The following is an 18,323-nucleotide window of genomic DNA, read 5'->3' as shown; positions in this document are numbered from 1 at the left end:
ACCGCCTGACGCTGCATATTCGCACCCATCAGGGCACGGTTCGCGTCATCGTGTTCCAGGAACGGAATCATCGCCGTCGCCACCGACACCATCTGACGGGGCGACACGTCCATATAGTCGACCCGGCTGCTGTCGATGATCTCCACTTCGGAATTCTTGCGCCGCACCGCGATCCGGGACGCGACGAACCGGCCCGCCGCGTCGAGCGGTTCGTTCGCCTGCGCGACGATATGCCGGTCTTCTTCGTCCGCCGTCAGATAATCGACCTCGTCGGTGACGACCCCACCGACCACCCGCCGGTACGGCGTCTCGATGAACCCGAACGGATTCACCCGCGCGTACACCGAGAGGTAGCCCATCAGGCCGATATTGGGCCCTTCGGGCGTCTCGATCGGGCACATCCGGCCGTAGTGACTGTAGTGCACATCGCGGACCTCGAGGCCGGCACGTTCCCGCGACAGACCACCCGGCCCCAGGGCGGACAGGCGGCGCTTGTTGGTGAGACTCGCGAGCGGGTTGCGTTCATCCATGAACTGCGAGAACTGCGAGGTCCCGAAGAACTCCTTGAGCGCGGCGACCACCGGGCGGATATTCAGCAACGACTGCGGCGTGATCGCCTCGACGTCCTGGGTCGTCATCCGCTCCCGGACCACCCGCTCCATCCGGGACAGGCCGACCCGGAACTGGTTCTGGATCAACTCACCGACCGTCCGCACCCGGCGGTTACCGAAGTGGTCGATGTCATCGACCTCGACCGGGATCTCGACGCCGCCGGGCGCGGTCATGGTCCGGTCGCCGGCATGCAGCCGCAGCAGATAGTCGATGATCGTGGCGATATCCTCGTCGGTGAGTTCGCGCGGGCCGGCTGCGCCGCCGCGGTTCGCGCCGAGTTTCTTATCGATCCGGTAGCGACCGACGCGCGCCAGGTCGTAGCGCTTCTCCTTGAAGAACAGGTTCTCCAGCAGGGTCTGCGCGGATTCCTTGGTGGGCGGCTCACCCGGACGTAGCTTGCGATGGATGTCCAGCAGCGCCTCGTCCTGGCCGGCGGTGTTGTCCTTCTCCAGTGAGGTCATCATCACCCCGGAGTATCCGAAGCGCTCGGTGATCTCCTCGTTCGTCCAGCCGAGGGCCTTGAGCAGTACGGTCACCGGCTGCCGCCGCTTACGGTCGATACGCACACCGACGGTGTCGCGCTTGTCGACGTCGAATTCCAGCCATGCGCCACGGGACGGGATCACCCGGACACTGTGCAGATCCTTCTCGGTGCTCTTGTCCACCGAGTGGTCGAAGTACACACCCGGCGAACGCACCAGTTGCGAGATCACCACGCGTTCGGTGCCGTTGACCACAAAAGTGCCCCGCTCGGTCATCATCGGGAAATCACCCATGAAGACCGTCTGGCTCTTGATCTCGCCGGTGTTGTTGTTGACGAACTCCGCGGTCACGAACAACGGCGCCGCGTAGGTCATGTCCTTGTCCTTGCACTCGTCGACCGAGGCCTTGACCTCCTCGAAGCGCGGTTCGGAAAGAGTCAGCGACATCGTTGCCGCGTAGTCCTCGATGGGGCTGATCTCCGCGAGCACCTCGTCCAATCCGCCGACCGGCGAATCGCCGCGGACCACCGCACGGTCGCGCGCGGCCGGAGCGCCGGTCAGCCATTCGAACGATTCGGTCTGTATCGCCAGAAGTCCCGGGATCTCCAGGGGTTCGCGGATCCTGGCGAACGACAGCCGCCGCGCGGCGGAATCCGGGTGGTCTACTGGTGTTGCGGCCTCGGTCTCGGGGTGATTCGAGATTGCCACGCTGCGTCCTTCCAGCACCTCATGACGCCCGTATGCGCGGGCGCCACGAGATCTGCTCGTCCTGTGGGCGGTATACCGATACGCGCACCGTGCGGGACGCCGTCCGAACGGACTCGACGACAAACCGTGAAAACAGGCACGCCGACAGTGCCACTTTCCACGGTGGTTTCGCATTTCGAGAGTTGAACAGCACGCGCCCCGGCGCGGATTCCTAAATTACACCCGGGATCAACGAATGTCGAGGGCCAAAAGAAAATAAGCGCACGAATACGCGGCGCTTTCCCCTTTCAATAATTACATCTCGCCCCCGCTCGAGTCAAGCCTCTCCGAGGGAACGTGTAGCCGGCTTTGTTCACGGGGAGTGAGACTCCTCCGGAATCCGGCTCCGGCCGTGCCTCCAGCGAGTAGTACCGATCCGCGGCCGGTGAAGAGCGCCGGAACCGCTCCGGACACCCGGGAATCCGCGCGTCGGGTGCGCAGTCGCCGCAGTCCGCGTGCCGCCGCATCGAGGATGTCACCGGACGGCAGCGAGGCGGCCATCCGGATCTCCACCCGGAAATTCGCACGCGAAACACCGATAAAAAAACCTCCCCCACCCGATGCATTATCGCCGGTGCCCTCTCAAATATAACGCACCGGAAATCGGCGGTTTCAACCAGTCCCCCGAGAAGGATTCGGCGGCAAAAATCCCGCGGAACGGAAAAATCGACGTCCGACTGCGACAGATCGGTCCCGATGGGCGGTGTCGAAGCCAAACCGGCGGCTACGTCGATTTTCAGCCCGAGGACAGGTCGTGGGAGTCGCAGCGTCGCGCCATACCGTAAGCTATACGGTTCCTGCTACCGTAAGAACGATCAAACGGGCGGCGCCGGCGCCGCCGAACAGGAGGCAGATGTGAGCGACGTCGCGGGGCGCAACGCGGCCCTCAGCCTGGAGCTCGGTCGCCGGGTCGGCGAACGCTCCGAATCCCGGATGCTCATCGGCGCGGAGCTGGTACCGGCCGCCTCGGGCGCGGTATTCGACAATGTCGGCCCGGCCACCGGGCAGATACTCGGCAGCACCGCCGCGGCCGGCGCCGAGGATATGCTGCGCGCGATCGCCGCGGCCCGGCGGGCGTTCGACGAGACCGACTGGTCCACGAACCGGTCCCTGCGGCAGCGATGTCTGGAACAACTCCAGGGCGCACTGGAATCCGAAAGCGAAGTCCTGCGCGACGAACTCGTCGCCGAGGCCGGCTGCCCGGTCTCCACCACCCGGATCGCCCAACTCGACTGGCCCCTGGCCGAAGCACTGCGCTACCCGGCGCGCTTGATCGACGAATTCCCCTGGGAACGTGAACTCGCGGGCGGCGGCCTCTTCGGCGACCGCAACGTCCGCACGGTGGTCCAGGAGCCGGTGGGTGTGGTCGCCGCGATATGCCCGTCGAACTTCCCGGTCGAAGTCGTACTCAACAAACTGGGACCGGCACTGGCCGCCGGCAATACAGTGGTGCTCAAACCCGACCCGAACACGCCGTGGAACGCCACCCGGCTCGGGCGGATCATCGCCGAACACACCGATTTTCCCGCCGGTGTGGTGAACGTCGTCCCCACGCCGTCGAACGAGGTCGCCGAACTACTGGCCACCGATCCGCGGGTCGATCTGATCTCCTTCACGGGCTCGACGGAGGTCGGCCGCATGCTCATGCGGCGGGGCGCGGACACCATGAAACGGACCTTCCTCGAACTGGGCGGCAAATCCGCGCTCGTCGTGCTCGAAGACGCCGACCCACGGGCCGCGCTGCGCAGCGCGGCCGGTGTCTGCGTGCACGCCGGCCAGGCCTGTGCCGCGACGAGCCGCATGCTCGTGCACCGGTCGATCTTCGACGATATGGTCGACGGCGTCGCGGCGGCATTCCGGTCGGTCCCCGTGGGCGACCCGGTCCTGCCGGAAACGATGGTCGGGCCGTTGATCAGCGCAGCGCAGCGCACCAAGGTGCTCGACGCCTACGAGCGGGCGGTCCGCGACGGTGCCCGCCTGATCACCGGCGGTGGCGAGCCGAAGGGTCTGGCGCCGCACCTGGCCGGTGGTCACTACGTCGAGCCGACCGTTTTCGTCTGCGAGGATCCGAGCCTGTCCATCGCGCGGGACGAGATCTTCGGCCCGGTCCTGGTGATGACCCCGTTCACCGACGACGACGAGGCGGTGCGCCTCGCCAACGACAGCGCCTACGGCCTCGCCGGCGCGGTGCTGTCCGCCTCCACCGACCGCGGGATGGGCATCGCGCGCCGGATCCGGGCCGGGGCGATCGGGGTCAACGGCGGCATGTTCTACGGCGCCGACGCTCCGTTCGGCGGCTACAAGAACAGCGGCGTCGGCCGCCAATGCGGACTGGAGGGCTTCCAGCAGTACCTGGAGACGAAAACCATCGGCCATCGGGTTCCGGCCCGCGGCTGAACACGCATTCACGTAGGGCTGTTCGTGAACGCGTGCGTGTAGGCGCGGCAGGCGTCCTGCACGGCCGGCCGGCGATCTCGTCGGGCGAGAAGTTCTCCGCGAAGGTCTTCATCGCGACCCATGGAGAGCAGCGCGTCGCGGCCGCTGACATGGTGGCTCACCGCCGCGCGGTCGACACCGAGGGCATCGGCCACCGCCGGCGCGAACAACCCGTACCCGGTGAAACACATCCGATCAGGGCACGATTGCGCAGCGCGTCACCGGTTCCGGCACCTGCTGCCGCGCGAAGATCCCGCGCCGCAGGGCGATCAGCAAGGCGTCGCGTGTCTCTTCCGGCCGGATGAGCTCGTCGAAACCCATATGTTCGGCGGAGTGGTAGGACGCCAGGAGTTCCATCTCACGCAGTTGCGCCGCGATATCCTCGTCCGCACCCGAGGCCAGCCCGAGCGCCGCCGCGCTCATCGCGCCCATGGTCGCTCCGGGGTAGGCGAAGGCCGCGGTCTGGTCGTCGAAACCGATGAGCGACATGACCATCGAACCGAAGCCGTAGGCCTTGCGCAGGGTGACGTGCAGTTTGAGCGTGGTCGCGGTGGTCTGGGCGACGAACATCCGGGCGCCCGCCCGGAGCACACCCTCACGTTCGGATTCGCCACCGGGCAGCATTCCGGGATTGTCGGCGAGGAATACCAGCGGCAGATGGAAGGAATCCGCCACCGAGATGAAATGCGCGGCCTTCTCGGCGGCGGCGGTATCGATCGACCCCGCCAGCACCTCCGGCTGGTTGGCGACCACCGCCACCGGGTGCCCCCCGAGATGGGCCAGGGCGCAGACCATCGCGGTGCCGTAGCCGGGCTGGACCTCGAACCAATCGGGGGTGTCGAAGACGGCGTCGAGAACCGCCCGGATGTCGTAGGTGCTCCGATTGTCCCGCGAGATGATGTCGAGCAGTTCCGGGGTCGGCCGCGGCTCGGTGGAATCGTCGGAGAGCAGCGCGGGTGGATACGACCACGCGCTGGACGGGAAATACGACAGATATCGGCGGATGTCGTCGAGCGCGTCCTCGTCGTTGTCGGCCAGGTTGTGGATGAGCCCGCTCGGAACCGCTACCCCGGGGCCGCCGAGATCCTCCTTGCCGATGTCCTCACCCGTCGACTCCCGGACCACCGGCGGCCCCGCGGTGAAGATGGCGCCCTGCCTGCTCATGATCGCGAAATCCGATACCGGGGCGATGAGGGCGCCGTGACCGGCCGAGGCACCGAGTACGCCGGTGACCATCGGCACCCGGCCCGAACAGCGGGCCTGCGCCAGCAGATCGGTGGGGGTCCGTCCGTAGTGCGCCCCGGTGGGCCGGAATCCCGCACCCTCGAGCAACATCACCAGTGGCACCTTGTTGCGGACGGCCAGTTCGGCCAGGCGATAGCGTTTGGCGTTGCTACCCGGCGCGATGGTGCCCGCCACGCTGGTGAAATCCTCCGCGCCCACCATCACCGGCGCACCGTCGATCAGGGCCGAGCCGGTGACGACGGCATCCGCGGCGACCTCACCGCCGACCAGCATGCCGAACTCCTGGAACGAACCGGGATCGACCAGGTGCGTGATCCGTTCCCGGGCCGTCAGCTTGCCTTTCGCCCGGTGTTTGGCCACCCGCTCGGAACCACCCATGGCCGCGGACCGCTCCCGGCGGCCGTCGAGATCCTCGAGGGTTTCCTTCCAGCCTCGCGCGTTCGTCATTCTCGTCCTCTCAGCGCAGTGGTCGGCTCAGCGCGTCGGCCCAGCGCAGCGTGTACCGGATCGACGGATACGAGCTCCGACCGCGTTGTACCGACTGTCGGCCCGACTTATAGTCAACCTTACTGTCAATGATTCCGTAAGTACCCCGGAACAACCGGAACCGCCCGTTACCGGTGCCGGCGTCCGGCGGGTCACCCAGCGCCCGGACCGGGACAGCGACCACGACCGGGCCCCGGATTCGGATTCGTTGACCTCGCCACGCCGGTGGCCGCACATCGCGCCTCACCACCCTCGACGGCAACCGGTCGTGGCTACCGATTCACCGCGAACCGCATCGCCGCCGTACCAAGATACGGTAACTTCTACCGTTGTATTTACAGTCCTGCCTCCGAAAGGAACGCGGATGAACTCAGTGGATCGCCGGGCCGGCGGTGCCGCCATCCCGGGCCGGCCGGATGATCTCACCGCCGAATGGCTCACCGCCGTGCTCGGCGGCACCGGCGCGGCGGTCGAGCAGGTGCGGGTGACACCGATCGGCACAGGTCAGACCGGCGCCACCTATCGGCTCACGGTGAGCTACCGCACGCGACCCGCCGCCCGGCTCCCGGACACCTTCGTGGTGAAACTCCCGGCCCAGGACGACGGAGTGCGTGCCGGGGTCACCCTCGGCTATCAGAGCGAGGTGGAGTTCTACGCCACGGTCGCGCACCGGACCGAGGTCCCCGTACCCCGCTGTCACCACAGTGCAGTGAGCGCGGACGGCTCCGAGTTCGTGCTGCTACTCGACGATCTCGACCCGGCGACACCCGGCGATCAGGTCGCGGGCTGCGATGAGGCGGTTGCCGTGCGCGCGGTGACCGCGCTGGCCGGCCTGCACGGCCCCTCGTGGTGCGATCCGGACTGGCTGGCCCTCCCGGTCGGCGCCATGCCCAAACCCGGAGATGCGTCGGCCGCCGACGGCCTCGGTCAGGTGGCCGCCATGGCGCTACCCGCCACACTGGAGCGCATCGGCCCCGCGCTGTCCGGCGAGGACCGCGAAACTCTGCGCGCCGCACTGGGGCTGGTCACTCCGTGGCTGCTCGCCGACACCGGACGGTACGCCCTGATGCACGGCGACTACCGGCTGGACAATCTGCTCTTCGACGACTCCCGGTTGTACGTGGTCGACTGGCAGACCCTCGGCGTCGGCCTGCCCGCCCGCGATCTCGCCTACTTCACCGGGACCTGCCTGGAACCGGACTTGCGGGCGGCGGCCGAGACCCGCCTGGTCGGGGCCTACCACACGGCGCTGCTGCGGCACGGCGTGCGGAACTACGACCTGGACACCTGCTTTCGCGACTACCGGATCGGAATGTTGCAGGGCCCGTTGATCATTGCGCTCGGTGCCGCGTTCGCCACACCGACCGACCGCGGCGACACGCTGTTCCGGGTGATGCTGCGGCGCTGCTGTCACGCGATCCGCGAACTCGGCACGCTGAAGCTGGTGCGCGCCACCGGCGCGCCGACCTGAACCGACGGGAGGTACCGAAATGGATCTGGGACTCGCCGAGGCGACCGCGGTCGTGGTGGGCGGCAGCAGCGGGATGGGGCTCGCCACCGCGCGTTGTCTCGCCGAGGAGGGCGCCCGCGTCGCCGTGGTCGGCCGATCCGCGACCGGTGCCGCGGCAGCGGCCCGCGACCTGACCGGCCGCGGCAGTCCGGACGCCGTCGGCCTGTCTGCGGACGTCCGCGACCCCGAGGCCGTACGCGCTCTCTTCGACGAACTCACCGGCCGTTGGGGCGGGAAACTGAACGTTCTGGTCAACGCCGTCGGGCCGAATGTCCAGGGCGATTTCGACACCCTCTCCCCCGAACAGTGGCGCGAGGCGATCGACCACGGGGCGATGACGATGGTGCACTGCGTCCAGGCCGCACTGCCGCTGCTGCGGCGGGCCGAGTGGGCTCGCATCGTGAACTTCTCCGCGCAATCCACCCGGCGGCAGAGCACCGGCCTGGTGGCCTACACCGCCGCCAAGGCGATGGTGGCCAGCGTTTCCAAGAACCTGTCCCAGCTGCTGGCACCGGAGGAGATCCTGGTCAACGTGGTCTCACCGGGCACCTTCGTGACACCGGCACTCCGGAGCTGGGCCCGTTCGGCGGGTATCGACGGCGAGGACCCCTATCGCCTCATGACGGCGATCGGCGAGCACTTCGGACATCCCGCCCAGATGCCGCGCGCCGGGATGCCCGAGGAGATGGGCCCGGTGGTCGCCTTCCTCGCCTCCCGGCGCAACTCGTATATGACCGGCGCCGATATCAATGTCGACGGCGGATCGGACTTCACCTGACCCGCGGGTGGACACCGGAGTGCCTGTTTCACCGGCGCCCATCAGGTGGTGACGATCGTCGCCCCGGCGGTACCGGGAGCACCGTAGAGCAGTGCGAAACCCGCCTTCGGAGCGTTGGGCACCTGACGCTCACCGGCGGTTCCACGCAGTTGCAGCACCAACTCGTGCAGCTGCCGCAGCCCCGAGGCCCCGATCGGTTCACCGTTGGCGATGAGCCCACCGTCGGTATTCACCGGCAGTGGGCCGGAGATCTCGGTGGCGCCTTCGGCGATCAACTTCTCCTGGTCGCCGTGCGCGCACAGCCCCGCCTCCGCCATATGGATCACTTCGGCGCCGGCATCGGTGTCCTGGAGCTGGGCGACATCGATATCGGACGGCGCGACCCCGGCGGCCTCGAAAGCGGCGCGCGCGGCGTACACCGACGGTGCGACGTCCTCCTGCACCGGCGCATAGGTCGTGTTCACCTCGTACGCACCGTATTTACGGGTCCGGATCTCGACCGCCTCGACGTACACCGGCTCGGTCGTGAAACGGTGCGCCAGGTCGGCCCGGCACATGATCACGGCGGCGGCGCCCTCGTCCGGCGCACAGAACATGTAGTGGGTCAGCGGATAGTTGAGCATCGGGGCCGCGAGAATATCGTCCTCGGCGATCGGCTTGCGGCGAAACGCGTTCGGGTTCAGGACGCCGTTGCGGTAGTTCTTCGCCGCCACCTTGGCCAGAGTGCGCTGGGAGATTCCGTGATCGTGCAGATAGCGGTTGGCTTTCATACCGAAGAACTGAGTCGTCAGGTACTGGCCGTTCTCGCCGTACCACTTCGGCATCCCGACCAGGGTGGGGTCGACGGTGAAGGCGCCGCGCGGATGTTTGTCCATACCGATCGCGATGCCGACGTCGTATTTGCCGAGCCGGATCGCGTCGGCGCACGCCTCGGTGGCGCTCGCGGAGGTGGCGCAGGCGTTGAACACATTCGTGAAGGGGAGGCCGGTGAGCCCCATCAGGCTCACGATCGCGTCCGGATTGGCCACTTCCCAGCTGCCGCCCACCGCGAACTGGATGTCCTTCCATTCCAGCCCGGCGTCGGTCAGTGCCGCCCGGATCGCGTCGGCGCCCATCTGCATCGCCGATTTGCCCTCGAATCGGCCGAAGGGATGCAGGCCGATACCGACGATCGCGACATCGTTGGTCATCTGAACTCCTGGTCGTCTACAGCGGCTGGAAGGCGAAGGTGAGCACATCGTTGCCGTCGGGGTCGGTACCGAGCGCAACAGTGGTCAGGGCGACGCGCATACCGAATTCCAGCTTCTGCGGGTCGTTCTCGGTGAGCCTGCCTTCCACCCGGATGACATCGCCGAGTTGCACCAGTCCCACACCGAACGGGACGAAAGTCTCGGCGGTCTCGTCGCCGAGGTAGGGCGCGCCGGGGAGGAATCCCTGGGTGGTCCAGGCCACCAGGACGCCCTCGTTCGGGAGGCCGACCGCCTCGACCGACGGCCTGCTGCACCGCGGGCACAGTTCCTGCACCGGGAAGACCGCTGCCCCGCAGTCACCGCAGGCCCCGCCGACGAGCCGGAAGTCCTCGTCCGGCCAGGTCGAGATTTCCGGCGCGATCATTCGCCGCATCGCTGTCCTCACTTTTACCGATAGGGATACAGTATCGCTCATCACGCTGCCGGCAGTGCCGGATCCAGCAACAGAATGATAGCTTACGGTAAGTTAAACGGTAACCATTTCGATCTGCTCGTTGCGAGGTGGAGTCATGAGCTCGAAAATTCCAGGCGGCCTCGAGGATCTGCTGCATCGCCCCCTCGTGGGCATCCTCGCGACCGTGGCACCCGACGGCTCGCCGGATCAATCCCCCATGCGCTTCACATGGGACGGCGCGCACCTGCGCATGAGCCAGACGATCCCGAGACGGAAATTCACCAGCCTGCAGGCCAACCCGAATTACTCGTTCCTCATCACCGACCCCGATAGGCCCTCGCGGTGCCTCGAGACCCGCGGCTGGCTGGTGACCGTCCAGGGTGACGAGGACGGCAAGTTCTACGCGGAACTGGGCGAGCGCTACGGCGACACCGAGTGCGAGCCCCCCGCGGACATGGACGACCGGGTCGTCCTGATTCTCGACGCGACCAGGTTCGTCGCCAAATAGCCGTTCAGGAGAACGTCGATATGACTCGAACACCGGATATCCCGATCTTCGACGCCGATGCGCACATGTACGAGACAGCCGATGCGCTGATCAGGCACCTGCCCGACCGGTACCGCGAGGCGGTGCAGTACGTCCGGATCGGACGGCATACCCGGCTCGCCATCAACGGCCGGATCACCGACTTCATCCCGAACCCCACCTTCGAGCGGGTCGCCGCCCCCGGCGCGCACGAGAAGTTCTTCGCCGGCGAGAACACCGAGGGCCGGACTCTGCGCGAAATGCAGGGCGCCGCCATCGAGGCGCCCGCCGCCACCCGCAATCCGGAGGACCGGATCACCGAACTCGATCGCCAGGGCGTCCGCGAGACACTCAACTACCCCACTCTGGCCAGCCTGGTCGAGCACTCGGCGGCCGACGATCCCGAGCTGACCATGGCCATCATCCACGCGCTCAACCGGTGGATGCTGGAGCACTGGAGTTACGCCTACCGGGACCGGATCTTCAGCACCCCGATCATCAACTGCGCCGAGGTCGACGGCGCCCGGCGCGAGCTCCGGTACATCCTGGACCACGGCGCGAAGGTGGCCCTGATCAAACCGGCCCCGGTCAAGGGCGTGCACGGTTGGCGGTCGCCTGCACTGCCGGAGTTCGACCCGTTCTGGCGCGATGTCCAGGACGCGGGCCTGCCGATCGTGCTACACGCCAGCCAGCCGCCGCTGGACGAGTACGTCAACAAGTGGGAGCCACCCGCCACGAAGAACTTCATGGCCATGAGCTCGTTCCGCTGGCTGGCGCTCGGGCACCGGGAGATCTCGGACATGATCGGCAGCCTCATCTGTCACGGCACCCTGACCCGGTTCCCGGGCCTGCGCATCGCCAGCGTGGAGAACGGCAGCTCGTGGATCCACCCGCTGTTCCACGACCTGACCGATCTGACCAGGAAGATGCCACAGAACTTCCCCGAGGACCCGCTCGAGGTGTTCCGCCGCAATATCTGGGTGAGCCCGTTCTGGGAGGGTTCGGTCTCGGACGTGGTCGAAACGGTCGGCTGGGATCGGGTGATGTTCGGCTCGGACTACCCGCATCCGGAGGGACTGCCGGAGCCGAAGGCGTATTGGAAGTACGCCGAGGGTATGGACACCCGGCGCACCTGGGACTTCCTGGGCGACAACGCCCGCCGGTTCCTGGGCCTGCCGATCGAGAATCCGGACCCAACGGCCGTCGAACCCCCGGTTACAGCCACGTCGACAGCGTTATAGTTTTCTTTACAGTAAAGGGCTCGAAGGGAGTACCTCGTGGACAAGAACGACATGATCCTCATCAGCGTCGACGACCACATCATCGAACCGCCCGATATGTTCACCAACCACCTGCCCGCGAAGTACGCCGAGGACGCGCCGCGCCTGGTCCGGATGGAGAACGGCGCGGATATGTGGAAATTCCGGGATCGGGTGATCCCGAACGTGGCACTCAATGCCGTCGCGGGCCGCCCGAAGGAGGAGTACGGCCTGGAGCCGGAGGGTCTGGACGAGATCCGCCCCGGCTGCTACAACGTCGACGAACGCGTCAAGGATATGAACGCCGGCGGCGTGCTGGCACAGATGAACTTCCCGTCCTTCCCGGGCTTCGCCGCCCGCCTGTTCGCCACCGAGGACTCGGACTTCTCGCTGGCCCTGGTGCAGGCGTACAACGACTGGCATATCGACGAATGGTGCGGTGCCTACCCCGGCCGATTCATTCCCATGGCACTGCCCGTGATCTGGGATGCCGAGTTGTGCGCGGCGGAAGTACGCCGGGTGTCGAAGAAGGGCGTGCACTCGCTCACATTCACCGAGAACCCGGCCGCGCTGGGCTACCCGAGTTTCCACGACGCGTATTGGAACCCGCTGTGGAAAGCGCTGGTGGACACCGACACCGTGCTCAACGTGCATATCGGCTCGTCCGGCAAGCTCTCCATCCCGGCCACGGACTCGCCGCCGGATGTGATGATCACACTGCAGCCGATGAATATCGTCTCCGCGGCGGCCGACCTGCTCTGGTCGCGTCCGGTCAAGGACTACCAGGACCTCAAGATCGGTCTCTCCGAGGGCGGGACCGGATGGATCCCGTACTTCCTGGAGCGCGTCGACCGGACCTTCGAGATGCATTCCACCTGGACGATGCAGGATTTCGGCGGGAAGCTGCCCAGCGAGGTGTTCCGCGAGCACTTCCTGACCTGTTTCATCAGCGACCCGATCGGGGTCCGGCTGCGCCGCGAGATCGGCATCGACAACATCGCCTGGGAAATGGACTACCCCCACAGCGATTCGATGTGGCCCGGCGCACCGGAGGAGCTGGATTCGGTGTTCGGCGCGGAGAACGTGACCGATGACGAGATCCAGAAGATGACCCACCGCAACGCCATGAGGTGGTACTCGTTCGACCCCTTCACACACGTACCGCGGGAGAAAGCGACCGTCGGCGCACTCCGCGCCGCCTCGGCCGGCCACGACGTCAGCATCAAGGCGCACAGCCGCCACCAGAGCAGCGCGACGGAGAAACTGGCGGCTTTCCGCTCTCAGATCGAGGCGGCCACCGCACACACCGCCACCGAATGAGCAAAAGGACACGACTATGACAAAGCTGGACTATCCGGCCATCGATGTCGACAACCACTACTACGAACCGCTGGATGCGTTCACTCGTCACCTGCCCAAGGAATTCAAGACCCGCGGCGTGCAGATGGTCACCAGCGGCAGGCGCACTCTGGCGGTCATGGGCGAGAAGGTCAACCACTTCGTCCCGAACCCGACCTTCGACCCGATCGTCGAACCGGGCTGCCTCGACCTGCTGTTCCGCGGCGAGATTCCCGAAGGAGTGGATCCGGGATCGCTGATGAAACTGGACCGGCTGCCGGACCATCCCGAATACCAGAACCGCGACGCCCGGGTGCAGGTCCTGGACCGGCAGAAACTGGAAACGGTTTTCATGCTGCCGACCTTCGCGTGTGGTGTCGAGGAGGCGCTCAAGCACGATATCCCCGCCACGATGGCCTCCCTGCACGCATTCAACCTGTGGCTGGACGAGGACTGGGGCTTCGATCGGTCCGACGGGCGGTTCGTCTCGGCACCGATCATCTCGCTCGCCGACCCGGAAGCGGCCGTCGCCGAGGTCGAATTCGTGCTGGAGCGCGGCGCGAAGCTGGTGCTGGTACGCCCCGCGCCCGTTCCGGGGGTGGCCAAACCACGCTCGCTGGGCGATCCGCTGCACGATCCGGTGTGGGCCCGCCTCGCCGAAGCCGGCGTACCGGTGGGGTTCCACCTGTCCGACAGCGGCTACCTCGCCATCGCGGCACTATGGGGCGGCAAGGCGACGTTCGAAGGGTTCGGCAAGAAGGACCCGCTCGATCAGATCCTGCTCGACGACCGCGCCATCCACGACACGATGGCCTCGATGATCGTGCACCAGGTGTTCACCCGTCATCCGGCGCTCAAAGTGGTCAGCATCGAGAACGGCTCGTACTTCGTCCACCGGTTGATCAAGCGGTTGAAGAAGGCGGCGAACACGGCTCCCTACCACTTCACGGAAGATCCGGTGGAGCAGCTGCGGAACAACGTCTGGATCGCGCCGTACTACGAGGACGATGTCAAGCTGCTCGCCGAGACCATCGGTGTGGACAAGGTCCTGTTCGGCTCCGACTGGCCGCACGGCGAAGGTCTGGCCGATCCCACCACCTTCACCGCCGATATCCCGCAGTTCCCGGAGTTCTCCTACGACGACACCCGGAAGGTGATGCGCGACAATGCACTCACCCTGCTCGGTTCGAGAGTTCCACTCGGCTCGCGCGGTTGATCGCCCGGGCGGTGCCCCGTTCCCGAGCTAGGCACTGTCGTAGCGCATCGTGAACCGGATCCGGTCGCCTCGAAGCCTGCGGCGCAGGTACATCGTGGGGACCAGGTCCCCGTCGATGTTGACGCCGTCGCGCAGCATCACCGGGCTTCCCGGGGGGACCTCGAGCAGTGCGGCGTCCTCCCGGCTCGCCACGGTCGCGGTGAGGGAGCGCCAGGAATGCCGGAGCCGGAGGCCGTAGCGTTCCTGCAGGATCTGGAACAGCGCGACCCGCTCGGTGACCAGTGCGGCGAAACCCGGGAATCGGCCTGCTTCGAGCCAGTAGCCGGACACCAGGAACGGCTGGTCGCCCGTTCTGACCAGAGTGTCGATCCGGATGAAAGGCCCTGCGGTCTGCAATGCTTCGGCGGCGTCACGATCGGTATCGCCGTCGGTCAGATCGACCAGGGTCTCGGTCTGATCCTGCTGAACGTAGTCGGCGATCGCCGCGGTACTGCCCGCGTCGGCGTCCGTGGACGGCATGGGCGGCAGCCCGAGCTCGACCACCACCGGCGGCTCGGCCACATAGGTCCCCGATCCCTGCCGGACGATGACATGTCCGGCGCGGGCCAGTTCGCCGATGGCCTGCCGGATCGTGAGCCGGTTGACCTCCCATTCGGACGCCAGCTCGGATTCGGTCGGGAGCCGCTGGCCGGGAACGAGTTCGCGGTCCCGGATCCGGCGCAGCAGTTCACTCTCCACTCGGCGGTAGACCGGGATCCGGCCCTGTCCACCGTTGCGCGTACCGGTCATCGCAGCCCGGAGCGGACGAAGGCGTTCACGACCTGACGCTGCAGCAGTATGTAGACGGCGAGGATGGGCAGGCACAGGGCCCCGGCGGCGGCCATCATGGCACCATAGTCGGTTCCGGCCTCCGTGATGAGGCTGCGCAGCCCGATCTGGACGACCGAGGCCGGATCGGACAGGACGAGCAGCGGCCAGAAGTACTCGTTCCACGCGGTGACGAACAGCAGGATGGCCAGCGCGGCGAGCGGGCCGCGCAAGGAGGGCACGACGACGGTCCACAGGGTGTTCCAGTGCGAGCGGCCGTCCATGCGGGCGGCGTCGAGCAGCTCGCGCGGGAACGAACGCATATGCTGGCGCAGCAGCAGAACCGCGAACGGCGCGGTGATCTGGGGGACGATCACCCCGGTGAGAGTGTTGAGCCAGCCCAGATTCGACAGCAGCACGTAGTTGGGCAGCATCGTGACCTGGAACGGGACCAGCCAGGTGGCCACGAAGAGCAGGAACAGCACCCGGTCACCACGAAAACGCCAGCGTCCGAACGCATAGGCGGCGAGCAGCGCGGTGAAAAGCTGGCCGGCGGCCACGCCGACGGCCATGAGCGCGGTATTGCCGATCAGGCCGCCGAGCGGCAACAGGTCGGCGGCCGCACGCAGGTTGTCCAGGCCGATCCCAGTGGGCAGCACCGACTGTCCCAGGACGTCGTCACGCGGGCGCAGCGCGGTCAGGTACATCCAGACGATCGGCACGAGGCTGAACACCGTGATCGCTCCGAGGACGAGGTGGCCGCCGATCGCCCCGAATCGCCGGGCGCGGGCCGGGGTGGCGGGCCGGGTGGTCGTATCAGTCGTCGTCGTATCAGTCGTCGTCGGATCAGTCGTCGTCGTATCAGTCGTCATGGAAGCTCCAGCGGTCCATCAGCCACACCGCACCCCAGGCGAGGAGCCCGAAGCCGAGGAAGAACAGCACGCTGGCGGCGGAGGCGAGGCCGACGTCGAACGAGCCGAATGCGGTGTCGTAGAGGAGGTAGTAGAGATTGGTGGTGGAATCGCCCGGTCCGCCCTGGGTGAGGGTCTGGATCATCGGGAACATGAGCTGCGCGGCCGACAGAATTGTCAAGGTGGCCATGAACAACAGCGTCGGTGACAGCAGCGGCAGGGTGATCCGCCGGGTGATCTGTCCTTCGGTGGCACCGTCGGTCCGGGCCGCGGCGGCGTAGTCGTCGGAGATACCGGATACGCCCGCGGAGACGACGAGTACCGCGAAGCCGAGCAGCTGCCAGCCGACGATCACCACGATCGACCACATGGCCCACTGCGGGTCGCGCAGGAACGAGATCGGTGCGACGCCGAACAGTCCGAGGAGCTGGTTGACCAGCCCGCCGCCCGGGTCGAGCAGCCAGCGCCACACGATGGCGGTGACGATCGGGGCGATGAGGTAGGGCGCGAAGATCGCGGTCCGGTAGAAGGCGCGGGCCCGGCCGTGCACCCGTTGTGAGAGCAGTACGACCAGCACCGGGATCACAATGGTGAAGGGCAGCAACGCGAGGAGGTACAGCAGCGTGTTGAGCGTGGCCCGGCCCAGCTGCGGGAGGTCGAACGCCTCGGCGTAGTTGGACCAGCCCGCCGGACGGGCCGGTGTGGTGGGCACCAGGTTCCAGTCGTAGAACGACAGCTGAATGGTCTGAACGAGCGGGGAATACACCCAGACCACCAGCCCGGCCAGGGCCGGAACCAGGTAGAGGTAGGGCGCCGAGCCGCCCGCGAGCCGACGTATCAGCGGCCGGCGGGCGACCGGCCGCGGGGTGCTCCGCGGCACCGGCGGCGCCGATTCCACGAAGCGCCCGGGGGCCGGGGCCGGCCGGTCGAGAACTTCCGTCATTTCGGCATGAGGGTTTGGGCGCCGGTCTGCGCTGCGGACAGGGTGGCCTGTGGATCGGCCCCGCGGAACACGATCTCTTCGGTGGCCTTGCTCAGCAGCGTGCGGATCTGCTGGTAGCTCGGTCCGGGATAGGAGACCCAGGGTTCGAGCCGGTCGAGTTGGGCGACATTGGGCCGGACGAAGCCGGGATGGGCGTCGGCGAAGGACCGGAGGTAGGCGGGGTCGTCGATCAGGGAGGCACGCAACGGCACGTATCCGATATTCGAAGTGATCGTGGTCTCGCTCTCTGCACTGGTCAGAAACTTGATCAGTTCCCAGGCGGCCCGCTGTTTCGCGGGGTCGCCGGTCAGGACGAACAACGCGGAACCGGAGTTGGTGGGTACCGCGGGAGTGGTGCCGAACCCCGGCATCGGGGCGGCCGCCGCCTGCCATTTGCCCGCGGAGGACTGGAGAATCGCATTCTGGAGGGCGGCCGAGGTCAGCAACATACCGAGGTCGCCGCGCAGGAAGGCGTCCTGCGCGTCGGAACCGCTGAGGTTCGGCAGGGCCTTCGGACCGGCCTGGGCGATCTTCTGCATCCCGTCGAACGCCGCGACCGATGCGGGATCGGCCCAGCCGAGGGTCTTCCCGTCCTCCGAGAGCAGCCGCCCACCCGCGGAGCGGACGATACCGGTGAGGCACCAGTCACCACCCGAGGCGGCGTCGAGGCAGCTGAGATAGGCGCCGCCGCTGGTACCGGGCACTTTTGCGATGGCCGCGGCGGCCGCGGCGACTTCGTCCCAGGTCTTCGGGGGGTCGGCGGGATCGAGCCCGGCCCTGCGGAACAGATCCTCGTTGATGAACAGCATCGGGGTGGAGAAAACGTAGGGAATGCCGTACGTGGTGCCGTCGACATCGCCGAGTACGGCGGCCCGGGGTGCGTAGGGGTGCGGCCCGCCGGTGAGCAGTCGCTGCACTTCGTCGCGGCCGACGAGGGCGTCGAGCGGCCGGGCGCCGAGATCGCTTGCGGTGTAGCGGAGATCGGCGAAGGTCAACTGGGCGACGTCGGGCGGGTTGCCCGCCACGACCTGTCGTTGCACGCTCTGCGCGATCTCGTTGGCCGAACCCTGCGGCGGCACCGCCTCGACGTGGATGTTCGGGTGCAGGCGCTCGAACTCGGCGACCAGCTTCCGGGTGGTATCGCCGAAGATCCCGGCGCTGGCGAGGTTGTAGCTCTCCCAGCGGATCGATACCTGCTGGTCCGGAGCCAGCTCGGGGATGATCGAGGTGGCCGCGACGGAGCCGGCGCTGTCTGTGGTGGGGATGGTGGCACAGCCGGACAGCACGGCCGCGAACGCGACCGCCAGAACGGGCAGCACGCGAAAGAATCTCATGGGGAATCTC

At 67.0% G+C, this 18,323-nt stretch carries 15 protein-coding genes and 1 pseudogene; 7 read left to right on the top strand and 9 right to left on the bottom strand.

Going from position 1 to position 18,323, the window contains the following annotated elements; genetic code table 11:
• Positions 1-1,820: pseudogene (locus AB0F41_RS07110) on the bottom strand (DNA-directed RNA polymerase subunit beta); the annotation flags it as partial.
• Positions 1,821-2,696: 876 nt separating this feature from the next.
• Between AB0F41_RS07110 and AB0F41_RS07105 the strand changes: the two are divergent.
• Positions 2,697-4,238, top strand: coding sequence for an aldehyde dehydrogenase family protein (locus tag AB0F41_RS07105; protein WP_357421815.1), 1,542 nt, complete (start codon positions 2,697-2,699; stop codon positions 4,236-4,238).
• An 8-nt stretch (positions 4,239-4,246) separates the two neighbouring features.
• Here the strand turns inward: AB0F41_RS07105 and AB0F41_RS07100 are convergent, their stop codons facing one another.
• A complete protein-coding gene (locus AB0F41_RS07100; RefSeq protein WP_357421813.1) occupies positions 4,247-4,468 on the bottom strand; it encodes a hypothetical protein in 222 nt (73 codons plus the stop codon).
• Between the two features lie 4 nt (positions 4,469-4,472).
• Positions 4,473-5,969: a carboxyl transferase domain-containing protein gene (locus tag AB0F41_RS07095; RefSeq protein WP_357421811.1), complete on the bottom strand. Its 1,497-nt coding sequence runs from the start codon at positions 5,967-5,969 to the stop codon at positions 4,473-4,475.
• Positions 5,970-6,372: 403 nt separating this feature from the next.
• Here AB0F41_RS07095 and AB0F41_RS07090 point away from each other — a divergent pair, with 403 nt between their 5' ends.
• Positions 6,373-7,479, top strand: coding sequence for a phosphotransferase (locus AB0F41_RS07090; RefSeq protein ID WP_357421810.1), 1,107 nt, complete (start codon positions 6,373-6,375; stop codon positions 7,477-7,479).
• A gap of 19 nt (positions 7,480-7,498) precedes the next feature.
• Positions 7,499-8,296: an SDR family oxidoreductase gene (locus tag AB0F41_RS07085; RefSeq protein ID WP_357421809.1), complete on the top strand. Its 798-nt coding sequence runs from the start codon at positions 7,499-7,501 to the stop codon at positions 8,294-8,296.
• A gap of 41 nt (positions 8,297-8,337) precedes the next feature.
• Here the strand turns inward: AB0F41_RS07085 and AB0F41_RS07080 are convergent, their stop codons facing one another.
• Entirely contained in the window at positions 8,338-9,486 is a 1,149-nt protein-coding gene (locus tag AB0F41_RS07080; RefSeq protein ID WP_357421808.1) for a thiolase family protein, read from the bottom strand.
• 16 nt (positions 9,487-9,502) lie between these two features.
• Positions 9,503-9,919, bottom strand: a complete 417-nt coding sequence (locus AB0F41_RS07075) for an OB-fold domain-containing protein (protein ID WP_357421806.1) — start codon at positions 9,917-9,919, stop codon at positions 9,503-9,505.
• A gap of 136 nt (positions 9,920-10,055) precedes the next feature.
• Here AB0F41_RS07075 and AB0F41_RS07070 point away from each other — a divergent pair, with 136 nt between their 5' ends.
• Genes AB0F41_RS07070 through AB0F41_RS07055 form a run of 4 tightly spaced genes read left to right on the top strand, consistent with a single transcriptional unit; the run spans position 10,056 to position 14,279 of the window.
• Positions 10,056-10,448 (top strand): pyridoxamine 5'-phosphate oxidase family protein, encoded by a 393-nt coding sequence (locus AB0F41_RS07070; RefSeq protein WP_357421805.1) that lies wholly within the window; start codon positions 10,056-10,058, stop codon positions 10,446-10,448.
• Between the two features lie 20 nt (positions 10,449-10,468).
• Positions 10,469-11,707, top strand: coding sequence for an amidohydrolase family protein (locus tag AB0F41_RS07065; protein WP_357421803.1), 1,239 nt, complete (start codon positions 10,469-10,471; stop codon positions 11,705-11,707).
• A 36-nt stretch (positions 11,708-11,743) separates the two neighbouring features.
• Positions 11,744-13,045 carry an amidohydrolase family protein gene (locus AB0F41_RS07060; protein ID WP_357421802.1) on the top strand — a complete coding sequence of 434 codons (1,302 nt, stop codon included), beginning with the start codon at positions 11,744-11,746 and terminating at the stop codon, positions 13,043-13,045.
• A gap of 16 nt (positions 13,046-13,061) precedes the next feature.
• Positions 13,062-14,279: an amidohydrolase family protein gene (locus AB0F41_RS07055; protein ID WP_357421801.1), complete on the top strand. Its 1,218-nt coding sequence runs from the start codon at positions 13,062-13,064 to the stop codon at positions 14,277-14,279.
• 27 nt (positions 14,280-14,306) lie between these two features.
• On the opposite strand, the gene AB0F41_RS07050 is transcribed toward AB0F41_RS07055, so the two are convergent.
• The 4 genes from AB0F41_RS07050 to AB0F41_RS07035 are packed head-to-tail and all read right to left on the bottom strand — an operon-like array spanning position 14,307 to position 18,313.
• On the bottom strand, positions 14,307-15,068 hold the full coding sequence (locus tag AB0F41_RS07050) for a GntR family transcriptional regulator (RefSeq protein ID WP_357421800.1): 762 nt from the start codon (positions 15,066-15,068) through the stop codon (positions 14,307-14,309).
• Complete coding sequence (locus AB0F41_RS07045) at positions 15,065-15,958, bottom strand: carbohydrate ABC transporter permease (RefSeq protein WP_357421799.1); 894 nt, start codon at positions 15,956-15,958, stop codon at positions 15,065-15,067. The genes AB0F41_RS07050 and AB0F41_RS07045 overlap by 4 nt, the downstream gene beginning before the upstream one ends.
• Positions 15,948-16,940 carry a sugar ABC transporter permease gene (locus AB0F41_RS07040; RefSeq protein ID WP_357421798.1) on the bottom strand — a complete coding sequence of 331 codons (993 nt, stop codon included), beginning with the start codon at positions 16,938-16,940 and terminating at the stop codon, positions 15,948-15,950. Before AB0F41_RS07040 ends, AB0F41_RS07045 begins: the two co-directional genes overlap by 11 nt.
• A complete protein-coding gene (locus tag AB0F41_RS07035; protein ID WP_357421797.1) occupies positions 16,937-18,313 on the bottom strand; it encodes an ABC transporter substrate-binding protein in 1,377 nt (458 codons plus the stop codon). The genes AB0F41_RS07040 and AB0F41_RS07035 overlap by 4 nt, the downstream gene beginning before the upstream one ends.
• Positions 18,314-18,323 lie beyond the last annotated feature (10 nt).

This window comes from Nocardia sp. NPDC024068, from assembly GCF_040638875.1.
Classification (GTDB): Bacteria; Actinomycetota; Actinomycetes; order Mycobacteriales; family Mycobacteriaceae; genus Nocardia.
This window is presented reverse-complemented; position numbering and strand designations above follow the sequence as displayed.